Origin of the sequence: Leucobacter sp. USHLN153, from assembly GCF_037145615.1 — a bacterium.
GTDB lineage: Bacteria > Actinomycetota > Actinomycetes > Actinomycetales > Microbacteriaceae > Leucobacter.
Genome location: NZ_JBBCXE010000001.1, coordinates 562,818 through 577,275, shown reverse-complemented (window position 1 = coordinate 577,275; position 14,458 = coordinate 562,818). Strand labels below are relative to the sequence as shown.

Below are 14,458 nucleotides of genomic sequence, written 5' to 3'. Positions count from 1 at the left end.
ACCATGTTCGGTCGTCGAAAGTCCGCAGCGGAACGGCAGACGCACATGCCGTCACGGACTCGGGCCTCGCGGCACGGTCGCCGACCGATCCGCTCGTCCCTTTCGGGGCCCACGTTGCCGGACCCCGAAAGCCGGGTACGTCGTTTCGAGGCGGACGCCCGCGCCGCGGTCGAGGTGCTCCAGGGCTATCTTCCGGCTGAGCTGCAGGGCGTTCGCTTCGGTTTTCAGACGGTGCCGACCGTCGAAGCCGGAGAGAGCCAGGCCCCGCTGCTCTACTCGGTCGACCGGGCGGCGCGGAGCATCGTGCTGTACAGGATGCCGATACAGCGGGCGACCGGGCTCCACGTCGACGACGCGGAGCACCGGCGGTACTTCGTGGAGCACTGCACCTATCGCGCGGTGTGCGAGTACCTCGGCGCCGATCCCTGGGATCTGATCCCGGGCCGGTTTGATCATTACTGATCTCGCCGCAGAGCGCCCGAGTTCGTCGCAGAGCCGCAGTGTGCGGGCTACCAGCTCCGCCGACGCTTTGCAGACATAATGGGAACCATGAGCGCGCGCATCTTGGTGGTTGACGACGACAGGGCTCTGGCGGAGATGCTGGGCATGGTGCTGCAGGGCGAGGGCTTCACTACCGAGCATTCTGCTGACGGCACCGAGGCGGTCGAAAAGTTTCGCGAGATGCGACCCGACCTGGTGCTGCTCGATGTCATGCTGCCGGGGCTCGACGGTATCGAGGTTGCCGAAAAGATTCGGGCTGAGTCGGGCACACCGATCATCATGCTGACCGCTCGCACTGATACTCGGGACGTGGTGCGCGGACTCGAAGCTGGTGCCGACGATTATGTGGTGAAGCCGTTCAACCCCGCTGAGCTCATTGCGCGCATTCGTGCGCGTCTGCGTGAACCGCAGCAGGAGTCGAGCGAGACGCTGCGCATCGGCGACCTCACGATCGATGTCTCCGCGCACGAGGTGCGTCGCGGTTCGCAGCCCATCTCGCTGACCCCGCTCGAGTTCGATCTGCTCGCGATCCTCGCGCGGAAGCCTCAGCAGGTCTTCACTCGCGAGGTGCTTCTCGAGAAGGTGTGGGGGTATCAGTACAAGGCCGACACGCGCCTGGTGAACGTGCACGTGCAGCGGTTGCGCGCCAAGATCGAGCAGGATCCGGATCACCCGACCATCGTCACCACGGTGCGCGGTGTCGGGTACCGCGCCGGCACGCCGTCTGAGTAAGCCCCATGTCGCGCGCCCGACGCACGAGACTCAGCACGGTGCTGCGCCGCGTCCGAGTCAAGTGGCTGCGCGCCACGGATCCCATCTTGGGACCCTTCCGTGCGCGCTGGCGGCGGTCGCTCATGGTACGAACCATGACGACCACGGGTCTCGTCACCGGACTGATCGTGCTCATCGCCGGACTGTTCATCTTGGGCAGCGTCGCCGACGACCTATATTCCTCGCGCAAGGAACAGGCACTCTCGGACTCAGCCCGTGCGACGCTCGCTGCACAGCGTCAGATCGACGCCTCAGACGCGACGGACCGCGGCGGGCTCTCCGCGCTCGCGGCCTCCGTGCGCCGAACTGTGCAGGACACGTCATCGAGTCAGATGGTCTACATGCGGCGACAAGCGGGCCAGGGAAGTTACCCGGACGCGCCTCCGCCCTCATACACGAGCGAGATGCTTCCTGAGGCGGTGACCTCTGAACTCGCGAACGCCGTGCAGTCCGGTGAGGAAGCGCAACTGTGGCAGCCGGTGACGTTCACTGCTGAGGATGGAACGCTCTCTTCGGGAATCATCGTCGCTTCGAGCCTCACATTCCCGTCGGGCGCGGGCGTCTACGACCTATACATTGGTTACGACCTCGCGGATACGCAGGACACGCTCGCCTTCGTGCAGCGCACCCTCCTGATCACTGCCGCGGCCATGATGGCCTTTATCGGCGTGCTGGTGTGGATCATGTCACGCATTGTCTTCCGGCCGATCCGCGCTGCCGCCGCGACCAGTCGTCGCCTCGCTGCAGGCGAAAGCGATGCACGCATGCCGCTGCAGAATGACGAGCACTTCGACGTGCTGTCCGAGGGCTTCAACGAGATGGCGGAGACCCTCCAGATGCGTATCCAGGAGCTCGATCAGCTCTCCGAGATGCAGCAGCGCTTCGTGTCGGACGTCTCGCACGAGCTGCGCACCCCGCTTACGACGGTGCGGCTCGCGAGCCAGGTGCTGCAGAGCAACGCCGAGGGGCTTGAAGCTGGGCAGCAGCGAGCGGTCGAGGTGCTGAATGCGCAGATCGACCGTTTCGAGTCCTTGCTCGAGGATCTGCTTGAGATCTCGCGATACGACGCGGGCCGAGTCACGCTCGAAACCGAGCCCACGAACCTGGTGAAGCTCGCTACTGAGGTGGTCGACAGTCTGCAGCCGCTGTCGCCGGGCATCATTGAGGTACGGGCCCTCGGCGGGTACGGGCGAGTCGATGTTGATGCCCGCCGCATTCGTCGGATCGTGTCGAACCTGGTGGGGAACGCCATCGAACACGGGGAAGGGCGAGAGATCGTGGTGACGATCGATTCCAACGCGTCGGCGGTGTCCCTCGCGGTACGCGACTGGGGCATCGGAATGCGTGCGGATGACCTTGATCACGTGTTCGATCGATTCTGGCGTGCGGACCCGTCGCGCAAGCGCACACTCGGCGGGACCGGCCTCGGTTTGGCGATCGCTCAGGAGGATGCTGCGGTGCACGGCGGCATCATCGAAGCGTGGTCGAAGCCGGGGCAAGGCACGAACTTCCGCCTGACGCTGCCGCGGGGTGACGCGACGAGCTTCATGTCACCACTGCCTCTGGTGCCGGATGATGTCGAGGCAGAGGGCGATCCGCAAGCGACCGGAGGCTGGCTCAGACGTCCGTTGCGTCGCATTCGGAAGGAGGGCAGGCGATGAGACGTCAGTCGCGAGCGGCGGCTTCGATGCAGTCCTCCCGGCGCGTCCGCGGAGGCGCAGGATCACGCACGCGGATTCGGGGTGCGGTCGCGGTCGCCGCGGTCGTGCTGCTCCTCACTGGCTGTAACGCCATTCCAGGATCGGGCCCGGTTCAGGCCGGTCTCGAAAACCTCGAGCAGGCCGAGCAGCAAGTGCAGTTCAATCCGGGCGGGCCGGCGGCGGGGTCGTCGCAGGAAGATGTCGTGCGCGGGTTCGTGCTCGCTGCAGTGTCGAGCGAGGATGATTTCGCCGTCGCGCGCGAGTTTCTGACTCCTGACTACGCGGAGCAGTGGAGCCCCGATTCCGATGTGCTCATCGATGACGGCGGGCGTCCGTTCCAGCAGAACGATGACGGCTCGGGCACGCTGTCTGTGTCCGCGACGGCGAAGCTCGACGCAGACGGATTCATGCTGCCGATCGAGCCGGGGGAGAGCACCGATCTGAGGTTCGAGCTCCAACAGGTGGGCGGCGAGTGGCGCATCTCGTCTGCACCGAACGGCATCATCCTCGACGCCACGACGTTCACCACCCTCTGGTCGCAGCATCAGCTGTACTTCGTCGGACCCGCTGGGACGCTCGTGCCCGAGACCCGCTGGTTCCTTACGCGGGCGGCCCTGCCCACGGAGATCGTGGGCGCGCTCCTCGCGGGGCCGGGTGAGCGCCTAGCCGAGGTCGTGCACAGCGGCTTCCCGGCGGGAACCAAGCTCGCCTCGAATTCGGTGCCGGTCGTGGACGGCCGAGCGAGAGTCGACCTCACGGGAACCGTGCTCGAGGCAACGCCCGAGGCGCTGGCCGAGATCCGGCAGCAGCTGCGTTTGAGCCTGCAGACGGTGCAGAACGTGAACGGCGTTGACCTTTCCGCGGAGGGGACAGCGGTGCGCTTCGATGCCGCGGACGACGCGAGCGAGCCGCAACCGGTCAACGATATGTGGGACGCATCGGCGCTCGTGGGCTCCGAATTCGGGAGCTTCGTTTCGGGCGAATTCGAGGTCGCCGAGGGGTTCGCTGCGACGCTCAGCGACTACGATCCGTCGGCGATCACGGTGAACCCGTCCGGAGATGCCGTGGCGATCCTTTCTCCGGCCGGTATCAGCCGGATCGACGCGGCAGGCGTGGTCGCGGTTGACGAACGCCGCGGGCTCCTCCCTCCCATGTTCGACCGTTTCGGATACGTGTGGTCGCTCCAGGTATCTCAGCCGCAGACCATGCTGGCGACCCCGAAAGAGAGCTCGTCAGTGCAGGTTCCAGCACCGTGGCTCGAAGGTAGGAAAGCAGTGGCCGTGAGGCTATCCCCGGACGGGAGCAGGATCGCCGTGCTCGTCGCTGACGAGCACGGCAGCCAGGTGCTCGTTGCCGGAGTCGTGCGCGATAATTCCGGGCGCCCCGAGAGCGTCACCACCGAGGCAGATGTGCAGCTGTGGGCTTCGGGCGATCCCGTCGATCTCGATTGGGTGGGTCAGAACCGCTTCGCAGTGCTCACGAAGACGGATTCGACGAGTCGTGTGACCCTTGGCGGAGTCGGACTGCTGCCGATCGATCTGGGTTCGGTCGAGGGAGGTGTGCACCTTGCAGGCGGGTCGGCGCGCACGCAATTGCGCGTGCTGGGCGCGGGGCGCGAGCTGTATGCCTCGCAGGCGAACGGTTGGCAGCGAGCCGCAACCGACGTGCGGGTGCTCGCGAAGCGAGGGTAGCGCGCAGTATCACGTGTTCACAGTCGCGGTGCGGAGGAAGTTTCTCCAGAAGTTCCGCGGGAGTGGAGACGCAGCGGGCTGGTGCGCGCTCGAATCGTGGACGCTGGTCGCATGAACTCAGCACCGCTTCGGGAACTCATGCGCGATCTCGCTGCGCTCATCTGGCCGACGGCCTGCGTTGCGTGTGGCGCACCCGACCGCGACTGCTGCGCGGATTGCTTCGCTCGGCTTCGCACGCTTCCTGAAGGGAAGACGTTGGTAGTCGCTGGCGTCCCCTGTTTCGTGCGCGGCACCTACGCCGGCCCGCTTCGGGCACTGCTCGTCGCGTTCAAGCACGAAGGAAGATTCGGCTTTCGTGGAGTGCTCGGCGACGCACTCAGATCTCCGCTGCTCGACGCTCTCGCGCTCGCCGCAGTGAGCTCGCGCTCGGAGCCTCCGCTGCTCGTCGCGATGCCTTCGAGACCCAGCAGCGTGAGAAAGCGCGGATACCGACATCTGGAGGTGCTCATTGCGAAGGCGCTTCCGCGAGGCATGCCTCGGCCGCGGGTCGTGCGCGCGCTCCGCACGACGCGCGGAAGGGTGGGGCAGGTGGGGTTGAGCTCGTCCGAGCGCGAGCGCAACGCGGGCAGGATCGCGGTCAGTCGTCGTTTCCGTCGCTCGGTGCGCGGACGCGGGATCGTGCTCGTCGACGACATTGTGACAACCGGCGCAAGCGTGCGCCGAGCGATACTTTCACTCGAAACTGCAGGGGGCAAGGTGGTTGCAATTGCGGCTCTGAGTGCCGCTGAAAGACGCGACTCACCAGGAGAATCTGCGAACTCGATCCAGACCGGACGAGGAGGTGGAATCGCCGCCGAAGGGTGGAGTAGAGTTCCCGGAAAGGCGTAACGGTGCGTCAGATGGCACACCCGCCTGAGTCTCCAGGGAGGTCACCATGGACGTGAACATCCGCGGCAAGAACGTCGGTATTACCGATCGGTTCGAGAACTATGTCGAGTCGAAAACGGAGAAGGTCGAGGGGCTGCTCCCTCGAGCACAGGCGTTCGAAGTGAGAGTGTCGAGGCAAAGTGATCGAAGTCCTCAGAACGGCGATCATGTTGAGATTACGCTCATCGGTCCGGGGCCGGTGATCCGCGCGGAATCCGCGGGTGGAGATAAGTACTCAGCGTTCGACATCGCGTACGGTCGCGTGCTCGAGCGCATTCGACGCATGAAGGACAAGCGACAGGATCGGCGCGGGCGCGGGCGGATCTCGCTCGCCGATGCGGCAGCATCAGACTTCGAAACGATCGACGTGACGCCGGCGCCGCTCGAGGTGCTGGAGGCCGTTGCCACGGGGGAGGTGCCTGTCGTTCAGGATGAGGAGCAGGATTACTCGCCCGTGGTGATCCGCACCAAGGAGTTCCCGGCGGAGCGGATGACCACCGAAGATGCCGTGGACCGAATGGAGCTCGTCGGTCACGACTTCTTCCTGTTCATCGCGGAGGAGACCGGGCGCCCGAGCGTTGTCTACCGTCGCAAGGGCTGGAACTACGGAGTGATTTCCCTCACTGACGGAGAGTAGGGAAGTGCGGTTCCTGCCGGGCGGCCCGCGGGTCGCCCGGCAGACTGTGAAGTGTCGGTTTTGGTAGAGGCTGATTTAGTTGGATTCGGTCAGCGAAAGCTCGCGCGTCGTAGCGCGACAGGCCGCTTCGAGCTCGTCGGGCGGGACGTGGCCGATCTTGACATCGTTGATGCCGCGCCCCGCATGAGGCGACGGACCGTGGACTCGGCGACCTTCTCGCACCCAGGTGCGCAGTGCTTCGGGACGGGCACCGGGCTGCTCACCAATGCGCTTGTAGGCGCCGGTGCGGGTCTCGGGATTTTCCGCGCGTCGATCGCCATGCGCGTTGCTCGTTCTTTGAGCTTGGTGAGGTACTTACCGGGTGCTGCCATGATGGCGGGTCCCTCCGGGTGCCGTTACCCTCCATCAAACCCGACACGATTCATGCACGTTGCGTGCCGTATTACGTCGACGCTCGGCGCGAAGGTCGACTATATTCCACGCGCGAGTTGAGCCTCAGCGATGAATCGGTGCGCAGACCGCATGAGCTCTTCTCCGAAGACGGAATGCTGTGCTCGAGCCAAGGCCTTGAAAGCGTGAGCAGTGGACCTAAATGGAACCTGGGCAGTACCTATGCGGCGGTGAATCCTCGGATTCGTTCACGGCGCACCGTAACGTGCGGCTTACTACTTCTCGACCCAAGGACGTGTTGTGAAACAGAAATCATTGAAGCTCGCCGCTCTCTTATCCCTCCCACTCCTCCTGGCTTCGACGCCCGCTATCGCTCAGGCTGCCCCGGAGTCTGAGGATCCGGCTGTGGTGATCCCAGGCTCGCCCGTTGAGCAAGTCCGAATGGAATGACTGAGAGCGAATGGCGCGCGCTTCCTGAAGAACGGCAAATCACACTCAAGGAGCAGCAGAGCTCTGAGGAAGAGCGCTCCGAAGCTGACGTGCTGATGGCACCTACCGCAACTCTGTTCATGGACAGTGTGCGCTCATCCAGCGACGATCTCGAAGCCATTTTTGCTCAGTACTCGGACGTTCATTCGCGATTTGAGGTGAGCACTGAGGACTCGACTTACTGGTTGAAGTACTACTCCGGAGCGGAGCCGAACCGCATCGAAGAATACAAGCGAGCTATACGAAAGATAGTGAAAGCGACCGGCTTCGGCGCGAAAATAGAGCCAGTTGACTACCTCTACTCGCGCAATGAAGCCGTACTGTCTGAAATCGTCGCTCGTGAAGGCGTTTGGGCCGAACGCCTCGGGGACGGAAACATCGTAGGCGCTCCTGACCCGCTTGGAGACGGCGTCGTCCGTGTCGGCGTCGCACTTGACGGAGTCGAGGGAAAACTCGACGCATCCTGGCAAAAGTCGGAAATCGACGGGGTCTCCGTCGTGTTCACATCATCGGACTCCCCACTCGTTGAGCCGCAATCAAGAATCGTTGATTACTCCCCGTACAGTCCTGGCGCCCGGCTAAACAAGTACAACGGAAGTTTTGTCTGCACGAACGGCTTCGGGTGGAGACGATGGTCTGACAACAAGCTCATGGGCTCGACGGCCGCTCATTGCTACGGCTACTCCGGCGCTGATCAATTCTTCAACAACGGAAACATCGTAGGAACTCGTAATGCGTCCCATCAGAACTTCAGTAAGGATGCCGTCCTGATGACGCTTTATGGTGGCAACTCTGTTGCGCCGAATGTGTACGTCGGCGCGAGCAACTCGTCGACAATCTACCCGTTGGTCGGCGCGGCAGTGTTGCCAATCGGCTCCCCGATCGCGCTCACTGGCGCGTCTTCTGGAAGCCACGTATCATCCGTCGCTGCCAAAGGGCTACAAGCGTCATACACCACTATCAATGGCAGTTCAATTGTGGTCTCGCCGCTGTATGGTACGTGGTCTCGAACTGCGAACAGTGGCGATTCTGGTGGCGGCTGGATCACTTCCGACTCAAAGAATCGAGCGTATGCACATGGATCCCATTTCGGTTATGCCACCATTCCCGGTGTCGGCTCATACGCTTCCTACATCGACATCAACACGTTCAGCGCTGCAGTCAAAGCCACCATTTACACGCAGTAGTGCTGCGGTCGCTGCTATGAGATCGCGCCAGCGTCTACTTCTGCCTATCGCTGGCGTCGGCCTCCTTATATCGGCGGCTCTCGCAGGGTGCGCTTCGGCGGAACCCGTGAGAGCCACACCTCAGACAGCGGTGCCCACCGCACCTCCGACGCCAGTAGGAACATGGGCTTCCGAGGACATATCCGGCCTGACCGCTGAGATTGACGAAAGCGGCGAATTTTCCTTCGCCGGGCCCTGTCAGGTTTCGGGGCTCTGGAAGGAGACAAGCACGGGGTACTCCGCGTGGATGGACTCAATGTTGGGCATCGGGGGTTGCCCTGAGAGTTTCATTTTCGACCGCATGACGATCACTTCGTTTGAGCTCGATGGGCCTCGTCTCACCTTTTTCGACGCAGGCGGTGGAACGGCCGCCTTTATCAAGGAGTAGCCGCGAGCCACTTGCGGCTTGGAGTCACTTCCACACGGTGTCGCGGATGTCCCCCGACCGTCTTCGAACTGTTTGAAGAAGGGCACCGACTCCGGTGGCTTTTCTGGCGCACCAGTAAAGCCACCGAGCTGTTTAACGCGCGGAACAATGCGCAGCGAGCGAAGGCCGTCGTTCCGCAGGAGCTCGTAGGGTGATCAGCGAGCGCCCGGCGGCATGAAGGCCTCCGGGCGCTCGCAGTGCAAGCCGCGCGATGGTGGCGAGAGGATCGATATCGTTGACTCGCGCGGATGCCAGTGTGCGCAGGTCGGCGTCGCCCTTCTCGTGCAAGAGAGCGTGAATCTCACTCGGGTCATCGGTCAGGTGGAAGCCGCGGACGTAGCCTTCGGGCGCCACCCTTGAACATCCGGACTTACCAGCGGCCTGCCTGTCTCCGGTGCCGGTTTCGTTGTCCGCGGGCCTTTCGCCCGTGAGATCCCCTGCAACCCCGCGCCCCGCATGAGGCGACGGACCGTGGACTCGGCGACCTTCTCGCACCCAGGTGCGCAGTGCTTCGGGACGGACACCGGGCTGCTCACCAATGCGCTTGTAAGCGCCGGTGCGGGTCTCGGGGTTTTCCGCGCGCCGATCGCCATGCGCGTTGCTCGTTCTTTGAGCTCGGAGGGGTACTCACCGGGTGCTGCCATGATGGCGGGTCCCTCCGGGTGTTGTTACCCTCCATCAAGCCCGACACGATTCATGTTGTCAGGCGCTACAGCTGGTCCCGACGCAGACGCCATCCCCAGCGCAGCACATTCGCGAACGCCTCGGCGACGATGCCGAGCGTCATCTTCGAATGCCCGTCGGTTCGCTCGACGAACGTGATGGGAATCTCGGAGATCGGGCAGGCCAGGCGTTCGAGAGTCCAAGCCGTCTCGACCTGAAACGCGTAACCCTCGGAGTCGAGCTGGTCGAGGGAGACGACGCTCAGCCACTCGGCGTCGTACACGCGAAAGCCGCTGGTGAGATCCCGCAGGCGCGAGCGGAGCACGACTCTCGCGAAGCCGGTGCCCGCGCGCGAGATCCACCGACGGTAGAGCGGCCAGTTGACGATGCGGCCCCCGGGAACCCAACGGGCGCCGATCACGAGTCCCGCTCCGGCATTCGCTTCGGCGAGCAGCCGCGGGAGGTCGCTGGAAAGGTGGGAGCCGTCCGAGTCCATGGTGACGATCCGCCGGTAGCCCTCGGACAGCGCGATTCGGAAGCCGTGGGTATAGGCGGTGCCGAGGCCCAGCTTCGCGGCACGATGGTGCACGCGCACGTGAGGGAGGGTCTCGGCAATGCGATCCGCCGCCGCGCCGGTGCCGTCAGGGCTCGCGTCGTCAATAATGAGGATGTGCGCGTCCGGAATGTGCTGCCGCACCGAGGCGACCGTCGACCCGATCGTCGCGAGCTCGTTATACGTCGGGAGCACGACGAGAATTTCCGGTCGTGAATGCGGCACGAGATCCTCTCTTCGGGAGCGTCAGAGAGGTCAGACACTGCCCCGCCGCTCCGAACACCTATATTGGCATCTCCCCAGCCGCACGACAGATAGCCATTGCTAAGCTGGGGCGTTGTCACAATTTGACAACAACGGCGGCCCTCAGCCGAGGTGCCTCACCGTGCAGAACGTACAGGAGAGACAACGTGGCCACAGTTCTCGAAAAGCTTCTTCGCGTCGGCGAAGGTCGCATCTTGAAGAAGCTCGAGCGCCAGGCGAAGCTCGTGGCGGACCTCGAGGGCACCTTCTCCGAACTGAGCGACGAGGAGCTGCGCGAGGAGACCACGGAGTTCCGCGAGCGCCTTGAAAAGGGCGAATCGCTCGACGACTTGCTCCCTGAGGCGTTCGCCGCCGTGCGTGAGGCCGCGAAGCGCACCATCGGCCTCAACCCTTTCCCCGTGCAGATCATGGGTGGCGCGAACCTGCACCAGGGAAACATCTCCGAGATGAAGACCGGTGAAGGCAAGACGCTCGTGGCGACGATGCCGGCATACCTGAACGCACTCGCGGGCAAGGGCGTCCACATCGTCACTGTGAACGACTACCTCGCGAGCTATCAGAGCGACCTGATGGGCCGCGTGTTCCGCGCGCTCGGAATGTCCACGGGCTGCATCGTGTCGGGGCAGGATCCCGCAACGCGCCGCGAGCAGTACAACGCTGACATCACGTACGGCACGAACAATGAGTTCGGCTTCGATTACCTGCGCGACAACATGGCCTCCACGGCGGCCGAGCGCGTGCAGCGCGGTCACTTCTTCGCGATCATCGACGAGGTCGACTCGATCCTCATCGACGAGGCTCGTACGCCTCTCATCATCTCGGGACCGTCGTCCGGCGACGCGAACCGTTGGTTCAACGAGTTCGCGCGAATCGCGCGCAAGCTCGAGGCAGGGGTCGACTACGAGGTCGACGAGAAGAAGCGCACCGTCGGCGTGCTCGAGCCGGGCATCGAGAAGGTCGAGGACTACCTCGGCATCACGAACCTGTACGAGTCGGTCAATACCCCGCTGATCTCGTTCCTGAACAACTCGATCAAGGCGAACGCGCTGTTCACGCGCGACAAGGACTACGTCGTGCTGAACGGCGAGGTGCTCATCGTCGACGAGCACACCGGCCGTATTCTGGCGGGTCGTCGCTACAACGAGGGCATGCACCAGGCGATCGAGGCCAAGGAAGGGGTGCAGGTCAAGGCCGAGAACCAAATGCTCGCGACCGTCACCCTGCAGAACTACTTCCGCCTGTACGAGAAGCTCTCCGGCATGACCGGCACCGCCGAAACCGAGGCGAGCGAGTTCATGTCGACGTACAAGCTCGGCGTGGTTCCGATCCCGACGAACCGCACGATGCAGCGCAAGGATCAGCCGGACCTCGTTTACAAGAACGAAGAAGCGAAGTTCGCGCAGGTCGTCGTGGACATCGCTGAGCGTTACGAGAAGGGGCAGCCGGTGCTCGTCGGCACGACGAGCGTCGAGAAGAGCGAGTACCTCTCTCGTCTGCTCGCGAAGGCCGGTGTGCGCCACGAGGTGCTCAACGCGAAGAACCACGCGCGTGAGGCCGCGATCATCGCCCAGGCCGGTCGCCTCGGAGCGGTGACCGTCGCTACGAACATGGCCGGTCGTGGCACCGACATCATGCTCGGCGGCAACGCCGAGTTCCTCGCGGTGCAGGAGATGACGTCGCGGGGGTTGTCGACCGAGGACGACCCGGACGCCTACGAGGCCGCCTGGGACGACGTGTTCGCCTCCGTGAAAGAAGCCGTCGCCGTCGAGGCCGACAAGGTCATCGAGGTCGGTGGTCTCTACGTGCTCGGCACCGAGCGGCACGAGTCGCGCCGCATCGACAACCAGCTGCGCGGCCGCTCGGGTCGACAGGGCGACCCCGGCGAGAGCCGCTTCTACCTGTCGCTCGGCGACGACCTCATGCGCCTCTTCAACTCGGGCGCTGCGGCTGCGCTGATGAACCGAGACAGCTTCCCCGACGATCTCGCGATCGAGTCGAAGGTGGTGACGCGCGCGATCCAGAGTGCGCAGAGCCAGGTCGAGCAGCGCAACGCTGAGATCCGCAAGAACGTCCTCAAGTACGACGACGTCCTTGATCGTCAGCGTAAGGCGATCTACCACGACCGTCAGCAGATCCTCGACGGCGAAGAGATAGAGTCGCGCATCGACACGTTCCGTGAGCAGACGATCGACGCGATTCTCGACTCGCACGGGCACGACGGCGACTGGGACTTCGACGCGCTCTTCAACGACCTGCGTCAGGTGTACCCGGTCGGGCTCACCGTCGACGAGCTGCTGGCGGAGGCCGGTGGATCCCGCCGCGTCGACCGTGCCTTCCTGCGTCGCGAGATTCTCTCGGACGCCGAAGTTGCATATGAGAAGCGCGAGGAGACCCTCGGGGCCGAGGCGATGCGGGAGCTCGAGCGCCGTGTTGTGCTCGCGACCATTGACCGCCGCTGGCGCGATCACCTCTACGAGATGGAGTACCTCAAGGAGGGCATCGGGCTCCGCGCGATGGCGCAGCGCGATCCGCTCGTCGAATACCAGCGCGAGGGCTTCAACATGTTCGAGGGCATGATGGGGCAGATCAAGGAGGAGTCGCTGGGGCTGCTCTACAACCTCGAGGTCCAGGTGCGTCCGGCCGCGGGGCCGCAGGATCACGTGCACCTCGAGGGCGGCGGCCTCGAAGCGGAGCAGAGCGCCGACCAGTCGAAGCTGAGCTACAGCGCGCCGAGCGAAGATGGCGAACCCGAGGTGAGCGGCGCGAAGAGCCCGTCGGGTGCGAAGTCCGCGCGCATGTCCGCGGCGTCGCGAGCCACGCCCGGAAGGGGCGGCGCGGCGGCCCCCGCGGAGGAGCCGCGCGGCGCCTTCGGTCAGGCAAGCGGCAACGGCGCGAAGAACCGCGCCGAGCGGCGCTCCGAGAAGAAGAAGTAAGGCGCTTTCGCGCTGCAACCACCCGTGATCCGCTCCGGCGGACCGAGCGAGAGAACATCTATGGCGAACGAGACGAACCCGCGTCCGACCAAGAACGAACGACGCGCTGAAGCCCGCGCGCAGGCCGCTGCGGCACGCGAGCAGGAGAAGAAGCGGGAGAAGCGCAATCGCCTCTACCTGCAGGGCGGTATCGCGGTCGGCGTGATCGCCATTCTCGCGATCGTCGCACTCGTGCTGACTCAGTCCGTGAAGCCGGCAGGTCCCGGGCCCGCCAATATGGCGTCGGGTGGCGCGGTGTTCACCAAGGATCTGAAGGTGATCGAGGGGCCGGCGCTGGAGCCCGGTGAGGACCGCGTCGCGCCCGAGGCTGACTTCGACACCCTCCCAGTCGAGGTAGCGGTGTACGCCGACTACATGTGCCCCTTCTGCGGCCAGTTCGAGCAGCAGTACGGCACGATGCTCGAGAACTATGTCGGCGCCGGAGACGTGCAGCTCGAACTGTACCCGCTCAACTTCCTCGACAATAGCTCGCTCGGCACGAAGTACTCGACGCGAGCAGCGAACCTCTTCAGCTGCGTCGTCGACCAGCAGCCCGACGTCGCCTTCAAGCTGCACAACGCGCTGCTGAGCGCCGACGTGCAGCCCGCGGAGAACACCGCCGGTCTCACTGATGCGGAACTCCTCGAGCAGGCGGAAGCCGTGGGCGCCGAGGTGAACACCGAGCTGAAACAGTGCGTCAAGGATCGTCGCTTCGCGAACTTCATCTCCGCGAACTACAAGCAGGTGAGCGAGGAGGGCATTCTCGGCCTCGCCAAGGGTGCCCAGCTGCTCGGACCCGACAACCAGACGCTGCAGGACGCCGACGAGCCGCAGCGCCTCATCAGCACGCCCACCGTCATCGTCAACGGGCAGCAGTGGAGCCCGAACCGCGACGGCGACCTCGAATCGTACCTGCTCAAGGTGAAGAGCGAACTCGAGCAGAAGAGCGACGAGTCGTCGGATAAGGCCGCCGACGAGAAGTAGAATATACAGGGCGGTCGTTCCGCGACCGCCCTCATGCCGCCTTAGCTCATCTGGTAGAGCAGCGCCCTTGTAAAGCGCAGGTGATCGGTTCGAGTCCGATAGGCGGCTCCGCGAAAAGGCCCCGCAGTCGCGGGGCCTTTTGCGTCGCCGCCTATCGGCCTGCGAACCGATACCGACGAAGCGCAGCTTCGTCGGCTCGCCGCGCGCAACGCGTCACGTTGCTTCAAGCGCGGCGAGCAAGTCCGATAGGCGGCTCAAGGAGA

10 protein-coding genes and 1 tRNA gene are annotated in these 14,458 nt (G+C 64.2%); 10 read left to right on the top strand and 1 reads right to left on the bottom strand.

From position 1 onward, the window contains the following. The first annotated feature begins 3 nt into the window (after positions 1-3). The 7 genes from WFH00_RS02665 to WFH00_RS02635 all read left to right on the top strand — a co-directional run bounded on the left by WFH00_RS02665 (position 4) and on the right by WFH00_RS02635 (position 8,293). Positions 4-462 carry a metallopeptidase family protein gene (locus WFH00_RS02665; RefSeq protein ID WP_336659046.1) on the top strand — a complete coding sequence of 153 codons (459 nt, stop codon included), beginning with the start codon at positions 4-6 and terminating at the stop codon, positions 460-462. Between the two features lie 87 nt (positions 463-549). Beyond that, positions 550-1,233 carry an MtrAB system response regulator MtrA gene (gene mtrA / locus WFH00_RS02660; protein WP_336659045.1) on the top strand — a complete coding sequence of 228 codons (684 nt, stop codon included), beginning with the start codon at positions 550-552 and terminating at the stop codon, positions 1,231-1,233. Between the two features lie 5 nt (positions 1,234-1,238). Then, complete coding sequence (gene mtrB / locus WFH00_RS02655; RefSeq protein WP_336659044.1) at positions 1,239-2,933, top strand: MtrAB system histidine kinase MtrB; 1,695 nt, start codon at positions 1,239-1,241, stop codon at positions 2,931-2,933. Continuing rightward, complete coding sequence (locus WFH00_RS02650) at positions 2,930-4,663, top strand: LpqB family beta-propeller domain-containing protein (protein ID WP_336659043.1); 1,734 nt, start codon at positions 2,930-2,932, stop codon at positions 4,661-4,663. The genes mtrB and WFH00_RS02650 overlap by 4 nt, the downstream gene beginning before the upstream one ends. Before the next feature lie 282 nt (positions 4,664-4,945). Next, positions 4,946-5,551 (top strand): ComF family protein, encoded by a 606-nt coding sequence (locus tag WFH00_RS02645; RefSeq protein ID WP_336659042.1) that lies wholly within the window; start codon positions 4,946-4,948, stop codon positions 5,549-5,551. 46 nt (positions 5,552-5,597) lie between these two features. Further along, positions 5,598-6,227, top strand: a complete 630-nt coding sequence (gene hpf, locus WFH00_RS02640; RefSeq protein WP_336659041.1) for a ribosome hibernation-promoting factor, HPF/YfiA family — start codon at positions 5,598-5,600, stop codon at positions 6,225-6,227. An 836-nt stretch (positions 6,228-7,063) separates the two neighbouring features. Next, entirely contained in the window at positions 7,064-8,293 is a 1,230-nt protein-coding gene (locus WFH00_RS02635) for a hypothetical protein (RefSeq protein ID WP_336659040.1), read from the top strand. A 1,175-nt stretch (positions 8,294-9,468) separates the two neighbouring features. On the opposite strand, the gene WFH00_RS02630 is transcribed toward WFH00_RS02635, so the two are convergent. Next, positions 9,469-10,200: a polyprenol monophosphomannose synthase gene (locus WFH00_RS02630; RefSeq protein ID WP_336659039.1), complete on the bottom strand. Its 732-nt coding sequence runs from the start codon at positions 10,198-10,200 to the stop codon at positions 9,469-9,471. 185 nt (positions 10,201-10,385) lie between these two features. Here WFH00_RS02630 and secA point away from each other — a divergent pair, with 185 nt between their 5' ends. The 3 genes from secA (at position 10,386) to WFH00_RS02615 (ending at position 14,303) form a co-directional block, all read left to right on the top strand. Then, positions 10,386-13,172, top strand: coding sequence for a preprotein translocase subunit SecA (secA, locus tag WFH00_RS02625; protein WP_336659038.1), 2,787 nt, complete (start codon positions 10,386-10,388; stop codon positions 13,170-13,172). Between the two features lie 60 nt (positions 13,173-13,232). Then, positions 13,233-14,195 carry a DsbA family protein gene (locus WFH00_RS02620; RefSeq protein ID WP_336659037.1) on the top strand — a complete coding sequence of 321 codons (963 nt, stop codon included), beginning with the start codon at positions 13,233-13,235 and terminating at the stop codon, positions 14,193-14,195. A gap of 35 nt (positions 14,196-14,230) precedes the next feature. Then, positions 14,231-14,303: transfer RNA gene (locus tag WFH00_RS02615), tRNA-Thr, on the top strand. Positions 14,304-14,458 lie beyond the last annotated feature (155 nt).

Coding starts and splice junctions, on each gene's coding strand:
- WFH00_RS02665 (WP_336659046.1), top strand. CDS start 4: ATGTTCGGTCGTCGAAAGTCCGCAGCGGAACGGCAGACGCACATGCCG.
- mtrA (WP_336659045.1), top strand. CDS start 550: ATGAGCGCGCGCATCTTGGTGGTTGACGACGACAGGGCTCTGGCGGAG.
- mtrB (WP_336659044.1), top strand. CDS start 1,239: ATGTCGCGCGCCCGACGCACGAGACTCAGCACGGTGCTGCGCCGCGTC.
- WFH00_RS02650 (WP_336659043.1), top strand. CDS start 2,930: ATGAGACGTCAGTCGCGAGCGGCGGCTTCGATGCAGTCCTCCCGGCGC.
- hpf (WP_336659041.1), top strand. CDS start 5,598: ATGGACGTGAACATCCGCGGCAAGAACGTCGGTATTACCGATCGGTTC.
- WFH00_RS02635 (WP_336659040.1), top strand. CDS start 7,064: ATGACTGAGAGCGAATGGCGCGCGCTTCCTGAAGAACGGCAAATCACA.
- WFH00_RS02620 (WP_336659037.1), top strand. CDS start 13,233: ATGGCGAACGAGACGAACCCGCGTCCGACCAAGAACGAACGACGCGCT.